This is a genomic window from Pseudomonas sp. PHC1 (assembly GCF_046487845.1).
GTDB lineage: Bacteria > Pseudomonadota > Gammaproteobacteria > Pseudomonadales > Pseudomonadaceae > Aquipseudomonas > Aquipseudomonas sputi.
Genome location: NZ_JBJXHJ010000035.1, coordinates 1 through 20,214, shown reverse-complemented (window position 1 = coordinate 20,214; position 20,214 = coordinate 1). Strand labels below are relative to the sequence as shown.

The 20,214-nt window shown below is 61.0% G+C and carries 19 protein-coding genes; 11 read left to right on the top strand and 8 right to left on the bottom strand.

What is annotated here, in order from left to right; genetic code table 11:
• Window position 1: 1 nt before the first annotated feature.
• The 5 genes from ACKJSM_RS27525 to ACKJSM_RS27505 are packed head-to-tail and all read left to right on the top strand — an operon-like array spanning window position 2 to window position 3,192.
• Entirely contained in the window at window positions 2-733 is a 732-nt protein-coding gene (locus tag ACKJSM_RS27525) for an adenosylcobinamide-GDP ribazoletransferase (protein ID WP_410239414.1), read from the top strand.
• A gap of 56 nt (window positions 734-789) precedes the next feature.
• Window positions 790-1,194, top strand: coding sequence for a MarR family winged helix-turn-helix transcriptional regulator (locus tag ACKJSM_RS27520; RefSeq protein WP_007950413.1), 405 nt, complete (start codon window positions 790-792; stop codon window positions 1,192-1,194).
• A 54-nt stretch (window positions 1,195-1,248) separates the two neighbouring features.
• Window positions 1,249-2,457, top strand: coding sequence for an MFS transporter (locus ACKJSM_RS27515; RefSeq protein WP_410239413.1), 1,209 nt, complete (start codon window positions 1,249-1,251; stop codon window positions 2,455-2,457).
• Window positions 2,454-2,576 carry a hypothetical protein gene (locus ACKJSM_RS27510; protein ID WP_276574222.1) on the top strand — a complete coding sequence of 41 codons (123 nt, stop codon included), beginning with the start codon at window positions 2,454-2,456 and terminating at the stop codon, window positions 2,574-2,576. The genes ACKJSM_RS27515 and ACKJSM_RS27510 overlap by 4 nt, the downstream gene beginning before the upstream one ends.
• Before the next feature lie 55 nt (window positions 2,577-2,631).
• The gene (locus tag ACKJSM_RS27505; RefSeq protein ID WP_410239412.1) at window positions 2,632-3,192 is read left to right on the top strand and encodes a glutathione peroxidase; all 561 of its coding nucleotides are present in this window, start codon (window positions 2,632-2,634) and stop codon (window positions 3,190-3,192) included.
• Window positions 3,193-3,289: 97 nt separating this feature from the next.
• Here the strand turns inward: ACKJSM_RS27505 and ACKJSM_RS27500 are convergent, their stop codons facing one another.
• The 3 genes from ACKJSM_RS27500 to ACKJSM_RS27490 form a co-directional block, all read right to left on the bottom strand.
• The gene (locus ACKJSM_RS27500) at window positions 3,290-4,561 is read right to left on the bottom strand and encodes an OmpP1/FadL family transporter (RefSeq protein WP_236181898.1); all 1,272 of its coding nucleotides are present in this window, start codon (window positions 4,559-4,561) and stop codon (window positions 3,290-3,292) included.
• 146 nt (window positions 4,562-4,707) lie between these two features.
• Window positions 4,708-5,190, bottom strand: a complete 483-nt coding sequence (locus tag ACKJSM_RS27495; protein WP_236181899.1) for a hypothetical protein — start codon at window positions 5,188-5,190, stop codon at window positions 4,708-4,710.
• Between the two features lie 278 nt (window positions 5,191-5,468).
• Window positions 5,469-5,693: a hypothetical protein gene (locus ACKJSM_RS27490; RefSeq protein ID WP_007950419.1), complete on the bottom strand. Its 225-nt coding sequence runs from the start codon at window positions 5,691-5,693 to the stop codon at window positions 5,469-5,471.
• Window positions 5,694-6,644: 951 nt separating this feature from the next.
• Between ACKJSM_RS27490 and ACKJSM_RS27485 the strand changes: the two genes are divergently transcribed.
• Window positions 6,645-6,968 carry a sel1 repeat family protein gene (locus ACKJSM_RS27485; RefSeq protein WP_410239411.1) on the top strand — a complete coding sequence of 108 codons (324 nt, stop codon included), beginning with the start codon at window positions 6,645-6,647 and terminating at the stop codon, window positions 6,966-6,968.
• A gap of 175 nt (window positions 6,969-7,143) precedes the next feature.
• Complete coding sequence (gene rmuC / locus ACKJSM_RS27480; protein WP_236181913.1) at window positions 7,144-8,508, top strand: DNA recombination protein RmuC; 1,365 nt, start codon at window positions 7,144-7,146, stop codon at window positions 8,506-8,508.
• Window positions 8,509-8,517: 9 nt separating this feature from the next.
• Here rmuC and ACKJSM_RS27475 read toward each other — a convergent pair whose 3' ends face one another.
• Both ACKJSM_RS27475 and ACKJSM_RS27470 read right to left on the bottom strand, forming a co-directional pair.
• Window positions 8,518-11,988, bottom strand: coding sequence for a NahK/ErcS family hybrid sensor histidine kinase/response regulator (locus ACKJSM_RS27475; RefSeq protein WP_410239410.1), 3,471 nt, complete (start codon window positions 11,986-11,988; stop codon window positions 8,518-8,520).
• A 134-nt stretch (window positions 11,989-12,122) separates the two neighbouring features.
• Window positions 12,123-12,665 carry a TetR/AcrR family transcriptional regulator gene (locus ACKJSM_RS27470; protein ID WP_410239409.1) on the bottom strand — a complete coding sequence of 181 codons (543 nt, stop codon included), beginning with the start codon at window positions 12,663-12,665 and terminating at the stop codon, window positions 12,123-12,125.
• A 91-nt stretch (window positions 12,666-12,756) separates the two neighbouring features.
• On the opposite strand from ACKJSM_RS27470, the gene ACKJSM_RS27465 reads away from it, so the two are divergent.
• The 4 genes from ACKJSM_RS27465 to ACKJSM_RS27450 all read left to right on the top strand — a co-directional run bounded on the left by ACKJSM_RS27465 (window position 12,757) and on the right by ACKJSM_RS27450 (window position 17,551).
• On the top strand, window positions 12,757-13,944 hold the full coding sequence (locus ACKJSM_RS27465) for an MFS transporter (protein WP_410239408.1): 1,188 nt from the start codon (window positions 12,757-12,759) through the stop codon (window positions 13,942-13,944).
• Window positions 13,945-13,997: 53 nt separating this feature from the next.
• The gene (locus tag ACKJSM_RS27460) at window positions 13,998-14,309 is read left to right on the top strand and encodes a cupin domain-containing protein (protein WP_236181904.1); all 312 of its coding nucleotides are present in this window, start codon (window positions 13,998-14,000) and stop codon (window positions 14,307-14,309) included.
• Between the two features lie 105 nt (window positions 14,310-14,414).
• Window positions 14,415-15,566: a TDT family transporter gene (locus tag ACKJSM_RS27455; RefSeq protein ID WP_410239407.1), complete on the top strand. Its 1,152-nt coding sequence runs from the start codon at window positions 14,415-14,417 to the stop codon at window positions 15,564-15,566.
• A gap of 110 nt (window positions 15,567-15,676) precedes the next feature.
• On the top strand, window positions 15,677-17,551 hold the full coding sequence (locus ACKJSM_RS27450; RefSeq protein ID WP_410239406.1) for an MFS transporter: 1,875 nt from the start codon (window positions 15,677-15,679) through the stop codon (window positions 17,549-17,551).
• A gap of 42 nt (window positions 17,552-17,593) precedes the next feature.
• Here the strand turns inward: ACKJSM_RS27450 and sugE are convergent, their stop codons facing one another.
• From sugE to rdgC, 3 genes are all read right to left on the bottom strand, one after another.
• Window positions 17,594-17,908 carry a quaternary ammonium compound efflux SMR transporter SugE gene (gene sugE, locus ACKJSM_RS27445; RefSeq protein WP_236181907.1) on the bottom strand — a complete coding sequence of 105 codons (315 nt, stop codon included), beginning with the start codon at window positions 17,906-17,908 and terminating at the stop codon, window positions 17,594-17,596.
• A gap of 118 nt (window positions 17,909-18,026) precedes the next feature.
• Window positions 18,027-18,992: a bile acid:sodium symporter family protein gene (locus ACKJSM_RS27440; RefSeq protein ID WP_236181908.1), complete on the bottom strand. Its 966-nt coding sequence runs from the start codon at window positions 18,990-18,992 to the stop codon at window positions 18,027-18,029.
• Between the two features lie 74 nt (window positions 18,993-19,066).
• Window positions 19,067-19,987: a recombination-associated protein RdgC gene (rdgC, locus tag ACKJSM_RS27435; protein WP_085703388.1), complete on the bottom strand. Its 921-nt coding sequence runs from the start codon at window positions 19,985-19,987 to the stop codon at window positions 19,067-19,069.
• Window positions 19,988-20,214: the final 227 nt, after the last annotated feature.

Genomic DNA, 20,214 nt, shown 5'->3' with positions numbered 1-20,214 from the left:
CATGCTGCCCTTGTGGATCGCCCTGCAATTTCTCAGCAGTCTGCCGATTCGTCTGCCGGGCATGCCGGCGCCTGAACAGCTCGGCCGGTCGCTGTTGTTTTATCCGTTGGTGGGCTTGCTGTTCGGCGTGATTCTCTGGGCGCTGAACATTGCGTTGGCCGGCGCGCCATTGCTGTTGCACGCGGCCCTGTTGCTGACGGTGTGGGTGCTGCTCAGCGGCGCGTTGCATCTGGATGGACTGGCGGACAGCGCCGACGCGTGGCTCGGCGGTTTCGGTGATCGCGAGCGTACGCTGACGATCATGAAAGATCCGCGCAGCGGTCCGATCGCGGTGGTGACGCTGGTGCTGGTCTTGTTGCTCAAGTTCGCCGCGTTGCTGGCCTTGATCGAACAGCAGCAGAGCACGGCGTTGATCATCGTGCCGCTGATCGGCCGGGCGGCGTTGCTTGGGCTGTTTCTCACCACAACTTATGTACGGACCGGTGGATTGGGGCAGGCGCTGGCCGATCATCTGCCACGCAAGACCGGTTGGCAGGTGCTGGCGGGGAGTGCGGTGGCATGCATGGTGATCGCTGGGGTCAGCGCTGTCGTGGCGTTGCTGCTGTCGGTCGTCGTATTCGTCTGTCTGCGGCATCTGATGATGCGGCGACTGGGCGGAACCACCGGTGATACGGCCGGCGCCTTGCTGGAATTGCTGGAGATGTCAGTGCTGGTCGGGCTGGCCTTGTTTTGATAAGTAACTTTGATCTGTAACTTGATTTAACACAGTCGCGGGTATATACACGCATCATGCTTCCCTCTCAGTGTTTGTGCACCAACCTGCGACGCGCCGCCCGTGGCGTCAGCAGGCATTACGACGGCGCTCTCGACGGCTTCGGGATCAACGTTGCCCAGTATTCTCTGCTGTGCAATCTGCAGCGCCTGGATCAACCGAGCATTTCCGAACTGGCCGAAGCGATGGGCCTGGATCGCAGCACCCTCGGGCGCAATCTGCGGGTGCTGGAAGGTGAGGGCCTGGTGGCGCTGGCCGAAGGCGAAGACATGCGTAACCGCATCGTCCGGCTCACCGAAACCGGTGCGCAACGCCTGGCAGCTGCCTTGCCGGCCTGGGAAGCGGCGCAGCAGCGGTTGATCGACCGACTGGGTGCCGAGAAGCGTGAAACCTTGCTGCGGCTATTGGATGAACTGGCCTGAGGGCCGGTTTTTTCCGAATGTAAGCGGGTATATACCCGCGACTGGAGAATAACAATGAGTTCGATGTGGCGTACGTGCGGTTGGGTGTTGCTGGGGAGTGCGCTGATTCTGGCGTTGTCATTGGGCGTGCGGCACGGCTTCGGGCTGTTTCTGTCGCCCATGAGCGCCCAGTTCGGCTGGGGCCGTGAAGTGTTCGCCTTCGCCATCGCCTTGCAGAACCTGATCTGGGGCCTGGCGCAACCGTTCACCGGCGCGCTGGCCGACCGTTTCGGCGCGGCGAAAGTGGTGCTGATCGGCGGCGTGCTCTACGCCTTGGGCCTGGTGTTCATGGGCCTGTCGGAAACTGCTTTGGGCTTGTCCCTGAGTGCCGGTTTGTTGATCGGCATCGGACTGTCCGGGACCTCGTTCTCGGTGATTCTCGGCGTCGTCGGCCGCGCCGTGCCACCGGAGAAACGCAGCATGGGCATGGGCATTGCCAGTGCCGCCGGTTCATTCGGCCAGTTCGCCATGTTGCCGGGCACCCTCGGGCTGATCGGCTGGCTCGGCTGGTCGGCGGCATTGTTGGTGCTGGGCCTGCTGGTGGCGCTGATCGTGCCACTGGTGAGTATGCTCAAGGACAAACCGCTGCCGGTGCTCGGGCATGAACAAACCCTGTCCGAAGCCCTGCGCGAGGCCTGCTCGCACTCCGGGTTCTGGCTGCTGGCGTTCGGCTTTTTCGTCTGCGGATTTCAGGTGGTGTTCATTGGCGTGCACTTGCCGGCGTATCTGGTCGACCAGCATTTGCCGGCCAGTGTCGGTACGACCGTGCTGGCGTTGATCGGGCTGTTCAACATCTTCGGCACCTACACTGCCGGATGGCTCGGTGGACGCATGTCCAAACCGCGTCTGCTGACCGGGTTGTACCTGTTGCGTGCCGTGGTGATCGTGCTGTTCCTGTGGCTGCCGGTGACGACGATTTCGGCCTATCTGTTCGGCATGGCGATGGGGTTCCTGTGGCTGTCGACGGTGCCGTTGACCAACGGTACGGTGGCGACCTTGTTCGGCGTGCGAAACCTGTCCATGCTCGGCGGTATCGTGTTCCTGTTCCATCAGTTGGGTTCGTTCCTCGGCGGCTGGCTGGGCGGGGTGGTGTATGACCGAACCGGGAGTTATGACTTGATCTGGCAAGTGGCGATTCTCTTGAGCCTGCTGGCGGCCGCGTTGAACTGGCCGGTGCGCGAGCGCCCGGTCGAGCGCCTGCAACCGCGTGCGAGCGCTGCATGAACCGACTCTGGCCGCAGATCGTCGTCACCGCACTCGGCGCCGCGTTGCTGGCGCTGGTGTGGTGGGGCTGGCATCAGGGCGGGCTGGCACTGATGCAATTGGGCATGGGTGCTTGCTAGACCGGCGGGAGGGCGAGTAACGTCGAGGCCTGACGATTGCTCAAGGATGCCCGACATGCTCAAGCGCTGGTGTGCTGTTCCCGCGTTGCTGATGGCGTTGACCGGACTGGCCCAGGCCGCGGACTGCCCGGATCTGTTGCAAGGTTCGTTGCCCAAGTTGCGGGCCAAGGAATCCATCGACCTGTGTCAGCGCTACGCCGACAAACCGCTGGTGGTGATCAACACCGCCAGTTTCTGTGGTTTCGCTCCGCAGTTCGAGGGGCTGGAGGCGCTCAATCAGCGCTACAAGTCGCAGGGCCTGGAAATGCTCGGCGTGCCTTCCAATGACTTCAAGCAGGAGTCCAAGGACAGCGCCGAGACCGCCAAGGTCTGCTACGCCAACTACGGTGTGACGTTCACCATGACCGAACCGCAGAAGGTGCGGGGTGACGATGCGACTCATCTGTTCCAGGTGCTGGCCAAACAGAGCAGCGCGCCGAAGTGGAATTTCTACAAATACGTCATTGACCGTCAGGGCAAGGTGATCGCCAATTTCTCCAGCCTGACCAAACCGGACGATCCGGAATTTCTGGCGGCCATCGAGAAAGCCATTGCCTCCCAGCCGCTGAAACCCTGATCGACGCCCATCAAAAAGCCCCGCCTCTGTGAAGAGAGCGGGGCTTTTTAGTAGGTGAGGCGTCAAATGATAAAGAGCTCAGCCTCGCCGTACAGCATCAGAAGCGGTAGGTTGCGCCGACACCGAAGCCGTTTGCCGAGTTTTCGTACTGCGAGTTGTAGCTCTGGCCACGATTGTTCTCGTTGCGGATGTTGACCTTCTCTTCCTTCAGGTACGAGTAGGCAACGTCGATGGTCAGGTCTTCGGTCGGGCTCCAGCCGGCACCGATGCTGAAGATGGTCCGGTCGCCGGTCGGGATGCGTGGCGAACGGTCGACGTTGTTGGTCGGCGACTGGTCGAACGTCAGACCGGTACGCAGTACCCATTCCTTGTTCAACTGGTAGGACGTACCGATGGCGTAAGCCCAGGTGTCATGCCAGTTCTGCTCCTCGGTGATCTCGCCGAACTGGCCGGCCAGCAGCGGCTGTACGCCGGAGTTTTTGACGCTGATCTTTTCCAGCTGGCTCCAGCGAGTCCAGGTGGTACCGGCGTAGACGTTCCAGCGATCGTTGATCGCCTGGGTGACCGAGAGGTCCACGGATTCAGGCGTGGTGATCTTCAGCGACGCGTCGTACTTCTGGTTCGCACCCAGGCCGATCGCGCCCAGCACACCGTAGTTGACCTTGGTGTTGCCTTCGAGCTTGTAGTCGACCTTCGAGTGGTAGGTCAGACCCAGGCGAGTGCTGTCGGTAGCCTGCACCAGCACGCCGATGTTGTAGCCCAGTGCGGTGTCGTCGCCCTTGATCTTGACCTTGCCGTCCGGCGCTGCCTGAGTGATCGACAGGTTGGATTCCAGCGAGCCGTCGATGCGGTTGATGGTCGGGCCGAAACCGATCGACACGACATCGTTGAACTTGTAGCTGACCGTTGGCTGGAAGGTGATGATCTTGACTTCGGACTTGCTGCCGAAGTACCGGCCGGCGAAGCCGTTTTCATAGTCGGTGATCAGGCCGAAGGGTACGTATACACCCAGACCGAATGCCCAATGCTCGTCGATCGGTTTGACGTAGTAGCCCATAGGTACGGAAGTGAAGGGCACCATGTCGCCTTTGTTGCTGCCGCCGTTCGGGCTGGAGCTGGCGTCGCTGATATCGGTTTTTGCGTCGAGGAATGCAACACCGCCAGTGACTTGTTCGCGCGTGATGCGCGACATGCCGGCAGGGTTGCCGTAAACAGTGCTTGCGTCGTCGGCAGAAGAAGATCGCCCGGCGTACCCAGTCCCCATCCCGCTGATGCTGTGTTCGTTGATGGCAAAGCCAGCTGCGAAGATCTGGGTGGATGCCACGGTTACGGCAAGGCTAAGGGTGGTTTTGAGCATGACTTTTTTCATTATTAGAACTCCTGGTGATCACCGGGGCGGAAATTACCAACATTTTCGTCGCGGCGCTATAGTCCGTATGCCTTGATTTAGAGCGGTTTTGTAGGACAATCAGACCAGATTCGCGACCAGTTGCGCGATCTTGCGAAACCGGCGGGTCAGCAAGCGACCTGATTCAGCGGTGATACACAGGTCTGCCAGGCACAGGTGAAATCGCGCAGACGACCTTGAGGCTGGAAGGTCTGACGCCAGATGCGCGCCATGCCCAGCAGATCGTTCGGCTCGGGGAGGATGGGGTTTTGTTCTTCGACCAGTAGCCAGGCGATGGCCGTGGCGTAACGCAGGTTGACGGTCAGTTCGAGGTGCGGGCCGCTGAGAAAGGCATGCTGGCTGGCGAGGCCGCGAACCAGGCTGGCGCGTTCCGGATCCAGCGCCAGGTAATGATCCCAGAGCGCCTGATGACGGTGTTCGGCAATCCGGTACAGGCCGTGGCCACGCCGGTCATGCAGGGCGGAACCGAGGGCGGACTGGCTGGCGGCAATGCCCAGCAACAGGGATTCGGCGGTTGCGCAGTGGCGTCCCAGGTAGATCAGCGTAGGACGGATCACGTAGCGGCACAGTTCGCTGGCAGCGATACCCATAAAACCCTCGGATCTTGTTATCGGGCGGCGAGACCTGAAGGGGGAGCTTGGCAGCTGTGGATCGACTCAGGCTCGCCGGAAGCGGATCACGCCGCTTGAGTTGAAGTGTAGTGTCATATTCGCGACGTAAAGGCCTGTTTTTAAAATATTTCCGGCGAGGCGTTATAACCGTTATATCGGATAGTGATTAAGCAGAAACTGGCGAAGGTGAAACATCGGGCAATAAAAAGCCCCGCATTCTTCAGCGGGGCTTTTGCTTTTGCAGCTATTTCGGCCTCTCAGGCGATCAATGCCTGACGGGTGCGATCAATCACGGCCTGCAGCGGTTCGGCGCTGGAGTATTGATCGGGGTACAGACGCTCGCTGTGGCGGGCGATCCCGTGTTCATTGACCACGGTGAAGCTGAAGCAGCCTTTGCGAGCGGCCATGATCAGGCAGTTCATTGGAGCAAAAGCGTTGGTTAGGGTGCGAATGGCATCCTGAGTCTGGATTTGAGTCGACATAGTTATTAGGTGTTCCTACAAATGACACGGATAAGAACCGTGCAACGTTAAAACGTTCCAGTAACGTCAACCACCATTGGTCGAACGAAGAACCCGACTGGAACAAGGCAGCCAGTTCGAGCGCTATAAAAGTTGGCGCGCTTGGGCTGGCAGGTAGGTACTTAGGAGGACAGGCAACACATCGAGGGCAGAGGTTCTGGGCCCTTGGTGAAGATCCTGATCAATTTGCAGGTTGGTTCGGTCAGAGTAAGTGGTCTTCGCGACACCCTTTGCATTCGATTCAAAGGCTGTGTCGTCGCAAGATTTACCTGGAAACCATCGAGGGGTCGTTCCCGCTTTTATCGGTGGAGGCTTCTGTGAGAGAAGGGTGACCGTGGGGTGTATTCGACCGGAATTGACTTTCAGCTTGGTACTAACGCCGCGGATACTAACGGAACGATCCGCAGAAGGCAAACCCGCTGATCAAAAAGATTCCGGGTACGGCCCCGGTCCCGTGCCTGCCCCGATCTGGCTCACATTAAGACCGTCGGTCGCCATTATCTGGCAGGTGTTGAAGCTCGGCGCAGGGCCTTATCCCCAGCCTGAATGCCAAAACGACCCGAAAAGACGCATCGATATAACCGTGTAGCAGGTACTTGTGCACATTAGTTGCGCAGGCTGTAACCGCGCTGTCACACCCATCCTGACCCCGATAGCTGCCTGCATCGAAAGTTTAAGTCAATGAAAAACATCGCTTTTTTTAACTGGTGAAAAAATCGTCAGTTTGACTGCGAGCCCCATTCCACAAGGCTTTGCGGCGACTGGAGGGCGGTTGTCCACTGAGTTATCCACAGCTTCTGTGGATTGTCCCGAGCGCTTGCTCTAGCACGGGCGTGCCGGGTTTTTTTCGACTTTACCTGTGCGAAAAAAAGAGTAGAGTGGCGCGCCTTCCGATCTGTCCCACAGTGCTTTATGAAGTTTCGTTCAGCTCCAGAATCTGTTACCTCCCAACTCCCTCGTGTTACCGCTCCCAAGCGATTTTCCGTGCGCGTGGCCGAATGGCTGCTGGATAGCCCGCGTCTGGGCGACAGCCAGAATGCCAAGCACCTCGCCGGCCACCTGCTCAAGCAACCGGCCCGGGAAGGGGTGGTCGCGGCGCAGAGTCGCCTCGGCCAGTTGATGTGCCGCGAGTGCGGCAATGCACGGGATCGCCGGATCGGCCAGGATCTGCTGCGCCAGGCCGCCCGCGCCGGTGACCGACGCGCGCAACAGGAGCTCGGCCTGATCGAAGACTGAGCTGTCCAAGACCAGACACCTTGGTTAACCTTCAGGCTTTATCGGATCGGCGGGAATCACTATGGCGATGGACTTGACCAGCATCCTGCTGGGGCTGGCAGGTGCGGCGGTGCCGCTGCTGGCATTGGCCTGGCAACTGCAACGTCGGGCCAGTCAGAACCAGTCTGAAGTCGCGTTGCTCGAGGAGCGGCTGGCCATGGCGCAGATGGCCCAGGACGGCCTCACTGCACAACTTGAAGCCTGCCGTGATGAAGTCGCCGACCTCGGCCAGGCCAACGCCTCGAAACAAGCGGAGCTCGCCGCCGTGCGCCGGGAAGTCGAGCTGTTGCAGATCGAGCGCGATGACGCCCGTGACGCCGCCCATGCCTGGAACCTCGAACGCGCCAGCAAAGAAGCCGAATTGCGGCGCCTGGACGCCCAGGCCGCTTCACTGAATGCCGAATTGCGCGAGCAACAGGAAAGCCATCAACAACGCCTGGATGACCTGCAAGGTTCTCGCGATGAGCTGCGCGCGCAGTTCGCGGAGCTGGCCGGCAAGATCTTCGATGAACGCGAACAACGCTTCGCCGAAACCAGCCAGCAGCGCCTCGGCCAGTTGCTTGACCCGTTGAAGGAGCGCATCCAGTCGTTCGAAAAACGTGTCGAGGAAAGCTACCAGGCCGAAGCCCGCGAGCGTTTTTCGCTGGCCAAGGAGCTGGAGCGTTTGCAGCAACTGAATCTGCGCCTGAGCGATGAGGCGACTAATCTGACCCGCGCTCTGAAGGGCCAGAAAACCCAGGGTAACTGGGGCGAGCTGATTCTCGAGCGCGTGCTTGAGCATGCCGGGCTGGAGAAGGGCCGCGAGTACCAGACCCAGGTCAATCTCAAGGGGCCGGATGGCGAGCGTTTCCAGCCTGACGTGATCATTTATCTGCCGGGCGACAAGCAGGTGGTGGTCGACTCCAAGGTCAGCCTCACTGCGTATCAGCAATACGTCGCGGCGGACGACGACGCCATTGGCCAGATCGCCATGAAGCAACACGTGCTGTCCCTGCGCAGTCACGTCAAAGGCCTGGCCGGCAAGGATTACAAGCGACTGGAAGGTTTGCACAGCCTCGATTTCGTCTTGCTGTTCGTGCCCATCGAAGCCGCGTTTTCCGCCGCTTTGCAGGCCGAGCCGTCACTGTTCCAGGAAGCTTTCGATCGCAACATCGTGATCGTCAGCCCGACCACGCTGCTGGCAACGCTGCGGGTCATCGACAGTCTGTGGAAGCAGGAGCGTCAGAGCCAGAACGCGCGGGAAATCGCCGAGCGTGCCGGTTGGCTGTACGACAAGTTCGTGTTGTTCATTCAGGATCTGGACGAAGTCGGCAATCGCTTGCAGCAACTGGACAAGGCCTACAGCGCGGCGCGCAACAAGCTGACGGAAGGGCGCGGCAACCTGGTCAGCCGCAGCGAACAGCTCAAGTTGCTCGGCGCACGAGCCAGCAAAAGCCTGCCGGCGGACCTGCTGGAACGCGCGATGACCGACGCCGACGGCCTGGTCGAGCTGCCTGAATAAGCCGCTCTTCTAGAGCGGCAAATAGCGACTCAACAACGCCCGCAACGCCGCCGGTTTCACCGGTTTGGCCAGATAATCCAGCCCCGCTGCATGCACCTGCGCCACGGTTTCCGGATGCCCGTCGGCGCTGATCACCACGCCGGGCACGGGCTCGCCCAGACGCGTGCGCAGCCACGCCATCAACTCGGTGCCGGTTTCGCCGTGATCCAGGTGATAGTCCACCAGCGCCAGTTGTGGCCGCACACCGTCGGCGAGCAGTGCCGCGCATTCTTCGCGGTTGCGCGCGGTCCAGACCCGGCAGCCCCAGCGCGTGAGCAGGCTGTTCATGCCGATCAGAATGCTGTCTTCGTTGTCGATGCACAGCACCTGCGCGCCGCTGTGCAATTTGCCATTGATTTCCACCGCTGCTGGCGGCTGCAGGGTCTGCGCTTTGGCCAACGGCACGCGGACACTGAACACGCTGCCGCGCCCCGGCCATGAGCGCACGCGCAAGCTATGGCCGAGCACGCGGCACAGACCATCGGCGATCGCCAGCCCCAGGCCCAGACCTTTTTCGGCGCGGGTCTGGTGACTGTCGAGGCGTTTGAATTCCTCGAAGATCACTTGCTGTTTGTCCTCCGGAATCCCCGGCCCGCGATCCCACACTTCCAGACAGATTTCGCCTTGGCGCCGACGCACGCCCAGCAGCACCGGGCCTTTTGCGTAGCGGAAAGCGTTAGTGAGGAAGTTCTGCAGAATCCGCCGCAGCAACTTGATGTCGCTGTCGATGCGCAATTGACTGCCTCGGACCCGGAAACTCAAGCCCTGTTCCTGGGCCAGTGCCTTGAACTCTGCGCCGAGAATATCGAACAGCTCATTGACCGCGAACGGCTTGCGATCCGGGTTGATCTTGCCGTTTTCCAGGCGGGAAATGTCCAGCAGGTCACTGATCAGGTCTTCAGCCGAACGCAGCGAACTGTCCAGATGCTGCACCAGTTTCTGCGCTTCGCTGCTCAAACCGTCCTCCTGATGGGAGAGGGCGGCGGAGAACAGTCGCGCGGCGTTCAACGGTTGCATCAGGTCGTGGCTGACCGCTGCGAGGAAGCGGGTCTTGGACTGGTTGGCCGCCTCGGCATTGCCCTTGGCTTCCGTCAGCGCGACGTTGAGTTGCGACAGTTCCTGGGTCCGTTCGCTGACCCGTTGCTCCAGCCCTTCGTTGGCTTCGGTCAGGGCCTGTTCGGCTTCGCGGAACGCGGTAATGTCGGTAAAACTCATGACGAAACCGCCGCCGGGCATCGGGTTGCCGATCAGCTCGATCACCCGGCCGTTGGGGAACAGTCGTTCCGAGGTGTGGGCGCGACCCTGGCGCATCCAGTGCAGGCGCCGGGCAACATGGACTTCCGCTTCGCCGGGGCCGCACAAACCGCGTTCGGCGTTGTGGCGAATGATGTCGGCAATCGGTCGGCCAACGCTGATCAAGCCGTCCGGATAGTTGAACAGCTCCAGATAGCGGCGGTTCCAGGCCACCAGTTTCAGCGACTGGTCGACCACGCTGATGCCCTGGGTAATGTTCTCGATCGCACCTTGCAACAGCGCGCGGTTGAACTGCAGCACCTCCGAGGCTTCGTCGGCGATCCGGACGACGTCCTCCAGCTGCATTTCCCGACCTTCGATGGCGGCTTTTACGACCGCTCGCGTCGAAGAAGCGCCCAGAACACCGGCCAGCAAACGCTCGGTGTGGGCGATCCATTCGCCGTCGGCGTTCTGGTTCGGATTGAAGCCTTTGCCCTGGCGGTAGGCGAAGCGGATGAAGCTCTGCCGCGCGCGTTCTTCACCGACAAAGCGTGCCGCCAGTTGCAGCAAGTCATCGATCTGCACCGCCAGCATCGAGCGTGCGTTCGGCCGGGCGCTGATTTCCTGGCCGATAAAACGCCCGGCCTGCCAGTGCTCCGACACCCGGGTGCGAGACAGCACCGAGACCCAGGCGAACAACGTGAAGTTGCCCGCCAGTGACAGCACCACGCCTTGGGTCAGCGGGCTGATCGGCAGGTTCAACGGGTTGCTGTGCAGCCAGGCAAGGCCGGGGAAACTGTCCAGCGACCAGCCGAGGCTGCGCGCAGCGATCGGCAGGACAAGGGTGTAGAACCACAGGAATGTGCCGGCGGCGAGGCCGGCGAACACGCCGCGGCGGTTGGCCTGTTTCCAGTACAGCGCGCCCAGCATCGCCGGGGCCAGTTGAGTGACCGCCGCGAAAGCGATCTGGCCGATGGTCGCCAGGCTCGCGGTGGAACCGAGCAAGCGGTAACTGACGTAGGCCAGCAACAGAATCACCACGATGCTGACCCGGCGCACCGAAAGCATCCACTGACGGAACACTTCGAACGGCCGCTCGGCATTGTTGCGGCGCAGCAGCCACGGTAACAGCATGTCGTTGGACACCATGGTCGACAGTGCCACACTCGCCACGATCACCATGCCGGTGGCCGCCGATGCACCGCCGATAAACGCCAGCATCGCCAGCGCCGGGTGGGCCTGGGCCAATGGCAGGCTGATGACGAAAGAGTCGGGGATGACCGAGCTGGGCAGCATCATCTGACCGGCCAGGGCGATCGGGACTACAAACAGCGCGGCCAATGCGAGGTAGGCCGGGAACACCCACTTGGCCAGGCGCAGATCCTGCGGGTCGATGTTCTCGACCACCGTTACGTGGAACTGCCGGGGCAGGCAGATGATCGCCATCATCGCCACGCCGGTTTGCACCACCATCGACGGCCAGTTGATGGTTTCTTTCCAGTATTCCTCAAGGCGCGGGGCGAGCATCGCCTGATTGAACAGGTCATCGAAGCCGTCATACAGCCCGTAGGTGACAAAGGCACCGACGGCGAGAAAGGCGAACAGCTTGACCAGCGATTCAAAGGCAATCGCCAGCACCATGCCGCGGTGGTGCTCGGTGGCATCGAGGTTGCGCGTACCGAAGACGATGGTGAACAGCGCCAGCACCAGCGACACGATCAGCGCGGTGTCCTGGGCGCGGGTGCCCATGGCGTCGGCGCCGGCACCGATCAGCAGGTTCACGCCGAGGACGATGCCCTTGAGCTGCAAGGCGATATAGGGAAGGACGCCGACCAGGCAGATCAGCGCGACGACCACCGCCAACGACTGGGATTTGCCGTAACGGGCGGCGATGAAGTCGGCGATGGAGGTGATGTTCTCCTGTTTGCTGATCATCACCATCTTCTGCAGCACCCACGGCGCACCGAGCAGCAGCAGGATAGGCCCGAGATAGATCGGCAGGAATGACCACAGTTGTTCGGCGGCCTGGCCGACCGCGCCAAAGAACGTCCAGCTGGTGCAATAGACCGCCAGCGACAGGCTGTACACCCAGGCACGCACCCGCGGCGGCAACGGTGTGCTGCGACGGTCGCCGTAGAAGGCGATGACGAACATGATGGCCATATAGGCCAGGGCGACGGCGGCGATCAGCCCGGTGGACAACGACATGGAACACTCCCGACAGAAAACGACCGGACTCGCGCCCGGTCAGACAGTCTCGCACGGGCGCGGCGGTTAGTCAGTGTCGACCAAGGTCGTGGCGCGGCGGGGTGTCGCAGGAACAGAACCGGGCAGTTCTGGGGTCAGTCTGGCTTGAGCGCGATGTCGATCAAGCGGTGCAGTTCTTCGACTTCCAGCGGCGCTGCCGAAAACAGAATGCGGAACACCACCGGGGACACCACCAGATTGATCAGCCGATCCACGCTCGGCGCCGACTCCTCGGGGTGACGCTTGATGATGGTCTGCAGCTGCGCGCCGATGATCGTCACGCAATAGCCCGGCGTCGCACTCGCCTGCACGTCGCGCATCATGTTGCGCCCGGGTTCCGAACTCATTTCGTCGAGATATTGTTCGGCCCAGGCGCGGATATCGCTGCGCAGGCTGCCGGTTGCAGCCGGCTCGCTGTCGGGGCGCATGCGGGCGAGGGCGACGTCGGCCAGCAAGGCCGCCAGATCGCCCCAGCGCCGATAAATCGTCGACGGCGTCACGCCGGCGCGCGCCGCGATTTGCGGGACGGTCACCGTTGAACGCTCCTGTTCTTGTAGAAGCGCGCGGACTGCCGAGTGAATCGACTCCTGCACCCGAGCACTGCGGCCGCCCGGGCGTAAACCTTCTTTAATAGCCATGCGGCAGACCTTAACACAAAGAATTTGCTTTAAGCGCAAGCCGAGAGCACACTCCGCAAAAGCAAAAAATTAGCTTTTGCGGAGTGTGCCCATGTCCAGCCTTGCTTCCCATCGTTCCAGCCTGTGGTTTCTGGCGATCACCTTACTGAGTTTTCTCGCCGCTTCCACTGCGCCGACGCCGTTGTATCACTTGTACCAGGATCAACTGCATTTTTCGGCAGCCGTACTGACCCTGATTTTCGGCGTCTACGCCCTCAGTCTGCTGGCTGCGTTGCTGACGGTCGGGTCGCTGTCGGATCACCTGGGACGCAAACCGGTGATCTTCACCGCCGTGACGCTCAATGCGCTGGCGATGCTGCTGTTTATTTACGCTGACAGCGTGGGCTGGCTGATCGGCGCGCGAGTGCTGCAAGGTTTCGCCACCGGCATGGCCACCGCCGTGTTGAGTGCCACGCTGCTGGACACCGACCGTCAGCAAGGGCCGTTGATCAATAGCGTTGCGCCGTTGCTGGGTATGGCGTTGGGCAGCATGGGCTGCGGCTTGCTGGCCGAGTTCGCTCCGGCGCCGTTGCAATTGACCTATTGGCTGTTGCTCACACTGTTTGTGTTGCAGGGGATTTATGTCTGGCGCCTGCCGGAAAGCGTCTCGCCGCAGGCAGGAGCGTGGGCCTCGTTGCGGCCGACCCTGCACGTGCCGGTTCAGGCGCGTTCGACGCTGTGGCGAGTATTGCCGCTGAACACCGCGACCTGGGCGCTCGGCGGTTTCTATGCCTCGCTGGCGCCGTCGCTGGTGCGCACGGCCACTGGCTCGACCTCCAACCTGATCGGCGGCGCGACCGTGGCGGCGCTGACCGTGACCGGTGCGTTGATGATCTTCACGTTGCGCAATCGTCCTGCCTCCCGGGCGCTGCAACTCGGGGCGAGCCTGCTTCCGGTCGGTATTGTGCTGATTCTGTTGGGCGTGCACAGCGCCAGTCTGTCGTTGTTCTTCTTCGGCACGCTGGTGGCCGGTTGTGGATTTGGCTCCGGTTTTCTCGGTGCGGTGCGCAGCCTGGTGCCGCTGGCATTGCCCCATGAGCGAGCCGGTTTGATGTCGGCGTTTTATGTGCTGAGTTACCTGGCGTTCTGTCTGCCGGCGTTGCTGGCCGGGCATTTCACCCACAGCCTGGGCCTGCTGGCCACCACCGATGTGTATGGCGCGGTGCTGATCGTGCTGGCAGTCGGTGCGCTGCTGATGAGTTTCCGCGCGCAAGCGGCGAAGACCTGCAGCGCTCCATAAGCCCGTCGGATTCGGTTAGCCTTGGCCAGCCCCTTCTTCTCACGGATCGACGCATGAAGATTATCCGCAGCAAAACCTTCACCGCCGAGCGCGCCTGGGGCGCGCTCGACATCGCCAATATGAACGGCATCACCACGCGTCTGCACTGGACCGATCAGCCGTACAAATGGCACGTCAATGACGGCGAGGAAGTGTTCGTGGTGCTCGATGGCCAGGTGCTCATGCACTATCGCGAAGAAGATGAGGAGAAGCAGGTCTTGCTTGATGTTGGCGACATCTTCTACGCCTCCATTGGTACCGAACACGTCGCTCATCCGCAGGGCGCGGCGCGGATTCTGGTGATCGAAACCGAAGGCAGTGTCTGACTGCATATCTACAAAACAGATAACAGTTAGAGATATTACCCGTTATATAGATATTCGATTCGGTTCTACCATGAGCTCAACCTCACCTGAGGACAGGAGTTCATGATGATTTGCCCCAACAGTGCCAAACCCGGTATCAAGCCATTCAACCAGCTTCAGCACCCGCGTGAAGTGATCCGCCAATTCACCCCGAACTGGTTCGCCGCCACCATGGGCACCGGCGTGCTGGCGTTGGCGCTGGCGCAATTGCCTGTCGCCATTCCCGGGTTGCACGCCGTGGCCGAAGGGTTGTGGATGTTCAACATTCTGTTGTTCGTGCTGTTTACCGCTGCCTACGCCGCGCGCTGGATTCTGTTCTTCGACGAGGCGCGGCGGATCTTCGGCCACTCCACGGTTTCGATGTTCTTCGGCACCATTCCCATGGGGCTGGCGACGATCATCAACGGCTTTCTGCTGTTCGGTCTGCCGCGCTGGGGCGACGGGGTGATTCAACTGGCCGAGGCGTTGTGGTGGCTGGACGTGGCGATGTCGCTGGCCTGCGGCGTGCTGATTCCCTACATGATGTTTACCCGTCAGGAACACAGCATCGATCAGATGACTGCCGTCTGGCTGCTGCCGGTGGTGGCCGCGGAAGTGGCGGCGGCCAGCGGTGGACTGCTGGCGCCGCACCTGACCGACGCGCACTCGCAACTGGTGGTGCTGGTGACCAGTTACGTGCTCTGGGCGTTTTCCCTGCCGGTAGCGTTCAGCATCCTGACCATCCTCTTGCTGCGCATGGCCTTGCACAAACTGCCCCACGAAAACATGGCGGCCTCGAGCTGGCTGGCCCTGGGGCCGATCGGCACCGGTGCCTTGGGCATGTTGCTGCTGGGCGGCGACGCTCCGGCGATCTTCGCGGCCAGCGGTATGTCGGGCGTCGGTGAAATCGCGTCGGGCCTGGGCCTGGTCGCCGGGATCACGCTCTGGGGGTTCGGTCTGTGGTGGATGCTGATAGCGCTGCTGATCACCGTGCGTTACTTGCGTGACGGCATCCCGTTCAACCTTGGCTGGTGGGGTTTCACTTTCCCGTTGGGCGTGTATTCGCTGGCAACCCTGAAACTGGGTAGCACGTTGCACCTGACGTTCTTCAGCGTGGCCGGTTGTGTACTGGTGACGTTGCTGGCGGTGATGTGGCTGATCGTCGGTAAACGCACACTGCAAGGCGCGTGGCGCGGCGAGCTGTTTGTTTCACCGTGCATTGCAGGTTTGAAGAAATAACCGGCGAAGATTAGGTAATGTGTGGCCTGGATCGCGGTTCGAGATTCTTATAAGCGTAGCGAGGCCACTCGCTACCTTCTTTTCCAAAAAACAACAGGGTCACACGGAAGATGAGTCACCCCTCACAGTTCAACCTGCTGCGTACCCGGCGCTTCCTGCCGTTCTTCATCACCCAGTCGCTGGGCGCGTTCAACGATAACGTGTTCAAGCAGTCGCTGATCCTCGCCATTCTCTATCGGCTGACCATCGAGGGTGACCGCTCGATCTGGGTCAACCTGTGCGCGTTGCTGTTTATTCTGCCGTTCTTTCTGTTCTCGGCGCTGGCCGGGCAGTTCGGGGAAAAATTCGCCAAGGATGCGTTGATCCGTCTGATCAAACTGGCAGAAATCGCCATCATGGCCGTGGGATCCGTCGGCTTTCTGTTCGATCACCTGTCGCTGATGCTGGTGGCGCTGTTCGCCATGGGCACGCACTCGGCGCTGTTCGGACCGGTGAAGTATTCGATCCTGCCGCAGGCCTTGCGCGACGATGAACTGGTCGGCGGCAACGGGTTGGTGGAGATGGGTACGTTCCTGGCGATCCTGGCCGGGACCATCGGCGCCGGGGTGATGATGTCCTCGGCCAATTACGCGCCGGTGGTCTCCGCCGCGATTGTCGGCATCGCCGTGCTGGGTTATCTGGCCAGTCGCAGCATTCCCCGCGCCGCGGCGGCCACCCCGGAGATGCGCCTGAACTGGAACATCTTCAGTCAGTCCTGGGCGACCTTGAAACTCGGCCTGGGGCAGACGCCTGCGGTGTCGCGTTCGATTGTCGGCAACTCGTGGTTCTGGTTTGTCGGGGCGATTTATCTGACGCAGATCCCGGCTTATGCCAAGGAATGGATGCACGGCGACGAAACCGTGGTCACTCTGATTCTGACGGTGTTTTCCGTCGGTATCGCGTTGGGTTCGATGCTGTGCGAAAAGCTTTCCGGGCGCAAAGTCGAGATCGGCCTGGTGCCGTTCGGCTCGTTCGGCCTGACCGTTTTCGGGCTGTTGCTGTGGTGGCACTCCGGTGGAATTCCAGAAAGCCCCGTCGGCCACAGCTGGACCGAAGTGCTCGGTTTTGGCCATGCGTGGGCGGTGTTGATCGATGTGTTGGGCCTCGGAATTTTTGGCGGTTTTTACATCGTGCCGTTGTACGCATTGATCCAGTCACGCACCGCCGAGAACGAGCGGGCGCGAGTGATCGCGGCCAACAACATTCTCAACGCGCTGTTCATGGTGATTTCGGCGATTGTCACCATCGTGTTGTTGAGCGTGGTCAAGCTGTCGATTCCGCAACTGTTCCTGGTGGTGTCGCTGCTGAACATCGGCGTCAACGCCTACATCTTCAAGATCGTCCCCGAGTTCAGCATGCGGTTCATGATCTGGCTGCTCAGCCATTCCATGTACCGCGTCGAGCATCGCAACCTTGAGGCGATTCCCGATGAGGGCGCGGCGTTGCTGGTGTGCAACCACGTGTCGTTCGTCGATGCCTTGCTGATCGGTGGCGCGGTGCGTCGGCCGATTCGCTTTGTCATGTACTACAAGATCTACAACCTACCGGTGCTGAACTTTATCTTCCGCACGGCGGGGACCATTCCTATCGCCGGACGCCAGGAAGACATCCAGATCTACGAAAAGGCCTTCACCCGGATTGCCCAGTATCTGAAGGAAGGTGAGCTGGTGTGCATCTTCCCGGAAGGCAAGTTGACCGCCGATGGCGAGATCAACGAGTTCAAGGGCGGGCTGACGCGGATTCTCGAGGAGACGCCGGTGCCGGTGATTCCGCTGGCGTTGCAGGGCTTGTGGGGGAGTTTCTTCAGTCGCGATCCGAACAAGGGGGTGTTCCGGCGCTTGTGGTCGCGGGTGACGCTGGTGGCGGGTTCGCCGGTAGCCGTTGAAGCGGCACAACCGGCAGTGCTGCAGACGTTGGTCGGGGAATTGCGCGGGACTGTCAGGTAGTTGTTTATGAAGCCGCCATCCCTGCCGGATGGCGGCAACGGCTCAGGCGCTGACCTTGAGCCCGATCAACCCGGTGACGATCAACGCCACACTGGCCAGGCGAATCAACGCCATCGACTCGCCAAACAGGATGATCCCGGCTATCACCGTGCCCACGGCACCGACGCCAGTCCAGATCGCATAGGCCGTGCCCAGCGGCAATTCCTTCATCGCAAGACCCAGCAGGCCAAGACTGATCGCCATGGCGGCGACGGTGAGAACGGTGGGAAGCGGACGAGTGAAGCCATCGGTGAATTTCAGGCCGACAGCCCAGCCGACTTCGAACAGGCCGGCGAAAAACAGAATGATCCAGGACATCAGAGACCTCCATCGATTGACGGGGCCGTCCCCAGATTGAAAACTCGATTGAGCCGCGGGGTCGTCCCCGCGTGGCGCACATACTACCTAAAAATGTGCGCCGTACCGCGATCCGGAATCAGTCGGCCGTCTGTTGTGCCAACGTCTCACGGTCTTCTTTTTCGCTCATCCGCCTGAACCAGGTCGACAGCAGCGCCCCGGAAATGTTGTGCCACACACTGAACAATGCACTTGGCACCGCCGCCAGTGGCGAAAAGTGCGCACTGGCCAGCGCAGCACCCAGTCCCGAGTTCTGCATGCCGACTTCCAGCGCCAGTGACTTGCGCTGCGGCAGCGGCAGGCCGAACAGGCGTCCGGTGAAATAACCCAGCAGATAGCCGAAGCTGTTGTGCAACATCACCACGGCCATGATCAGCAGGCCGGATTCGGCGATTTTCGCCTGACTGGCGGCAACCACGGCGGCGACGATGATCACGATGCTGACCACCGACACCAGCGGCAGCACTTCCACCGCGTGGCGCACCTTGTCACCAAGCACGCGTTGCGCGACTACGCCGAGGATGATCGGCAGCAGCACCACTTGCAGGATCGACCAGAACAGCTCCATGAATGAAACCGGCAACCACGCCGAGGCCAGCAGCCAGATCAGCGCCGGCGTCAGCAGCGGGGCGAGGAGGGTGGTGACGGCGGCGATGGCCACCGACAGCGCCAGATCGCCCTTGGCCAGCCAGGTCATGACGTTTGATGACGTGCCGCTCGGACAGCAACCGACCAGAATCACGCCGACGGCAATTTCCGCTGGCAGATGAAAGATCTGGCAAAGCAACCACGCCATCCCCGGCATGATCACGAAATGCGCAACTACGCCCAACGCCACGCGCCACGGGTGGCGAGCGACGGCGGCGAAGTCGTCGAGTTTGAGGGTCAGGCCCATGCCGAACATCACCAGCCCGAGCAGTGGCACGATCGCGCCTTTGAGGCCGAGGAACCAGGCCGGTTGGAGGAACGCGATCACCGCGAAAATCAGAACCCAGTAAGCGAAGGTGTTGCCGACAAAACGACTCAGTGCAGCCAGTGCGCGCATGGCCTGTTCCTTATTATGTGAAAACGCCACCGAAGCGGTGGCGTTTGAAGATAACCCAAAGACTGCACAGAGGCTTAGATCCCCTGCGGAGTCTCTTCGCCGCCCAGGGCTTCAACCAGCGCCGGCAGGAAGTCGCCGAACGTCAGCATCATCAGAGTGAAGCTGGCGTCCAGTTGGCCGAGGGCTTCGTCGCCGCCGTCCTGTTCCGCCTGATCCTGCAACAGGTCTTCGAATTTCAGACGCTTGACGGTCATCTTGTCGTCGAGCATGAACGACAGTTTGTCCTGCCAGGCCAGCGACAGTTGCGTCACCACTTTGCCGGTGCTCAGGTGCAGCTGGATTTCTTCGCTGGTCAGGTCCTGACGCTTGCAACGCACGATGCCGCCGTCTTCGTGGGTGTCGCGCAGTTCGCACTCGTCCAGGACGAAGAAGTCCGGGGCGGCTTGCTGGGTGGTGACCCACTCGGTCATCACGGCGGTCGGCGCGGTTTTCACGGTCAGCGGACGAACCGGCAGGGTGCCGATCACTTCACGCAGGGTGGAGAGCAGGTCTTCGGCGCGTTTCGGGCTGGCCGAGTTGACCAGGATCAGGCCCTGTTTCGGTGCGATGGCAGCGAAGGTCGACGAGCGGCGGATAAAGGCACGCGGCAGGAACGCCTGGATGATTTCATCCTTGATCTGGTCGCGTTCCTTCTTATAGACCTTGCGCATCTGCTCGGCTTCGATCTCTTCGACCTTTTCCTTCACCGCGTCGCGTACGACGCTGCCTGGCAGAATGCGTTCTTCTTTACGGGCGCAGATCAGCAGGAAGTCACCGCTGACGTGCACCAGCGGAGCATCTTCGCCCTTGCCGAACGGCGCCACGAAACCGTAGGTGGTCAACTCCTGGCTTGCACATGGACGCGCCAGTTTGGTGGCCAGTGCAGTTTCCAGCGCCTCGGCATCGACAGGCAGGTCTTGGGTCAGGCGATAGATAAGCAGGTTCTTGAACCACATGGGGTGAGTCTCTCCTTTATACAAAGGGGGGCATTATTGTCTTCGCCGGGTCATAGGCCAACCCTTCTCTAAGCCTTTGGAAGGCCTGAGAAAATTAATTAAAAAAGTGCTTGCCAGAGGTTGGGTCGCTCCGTAGAATGCGCGCCACACCGAAGCGAAGGGTGATTAGCTCAGCTGGGAGAGCGTCTGCCTTACAAGCAGAATGTCGGCGGTTCGATCCCGTCATC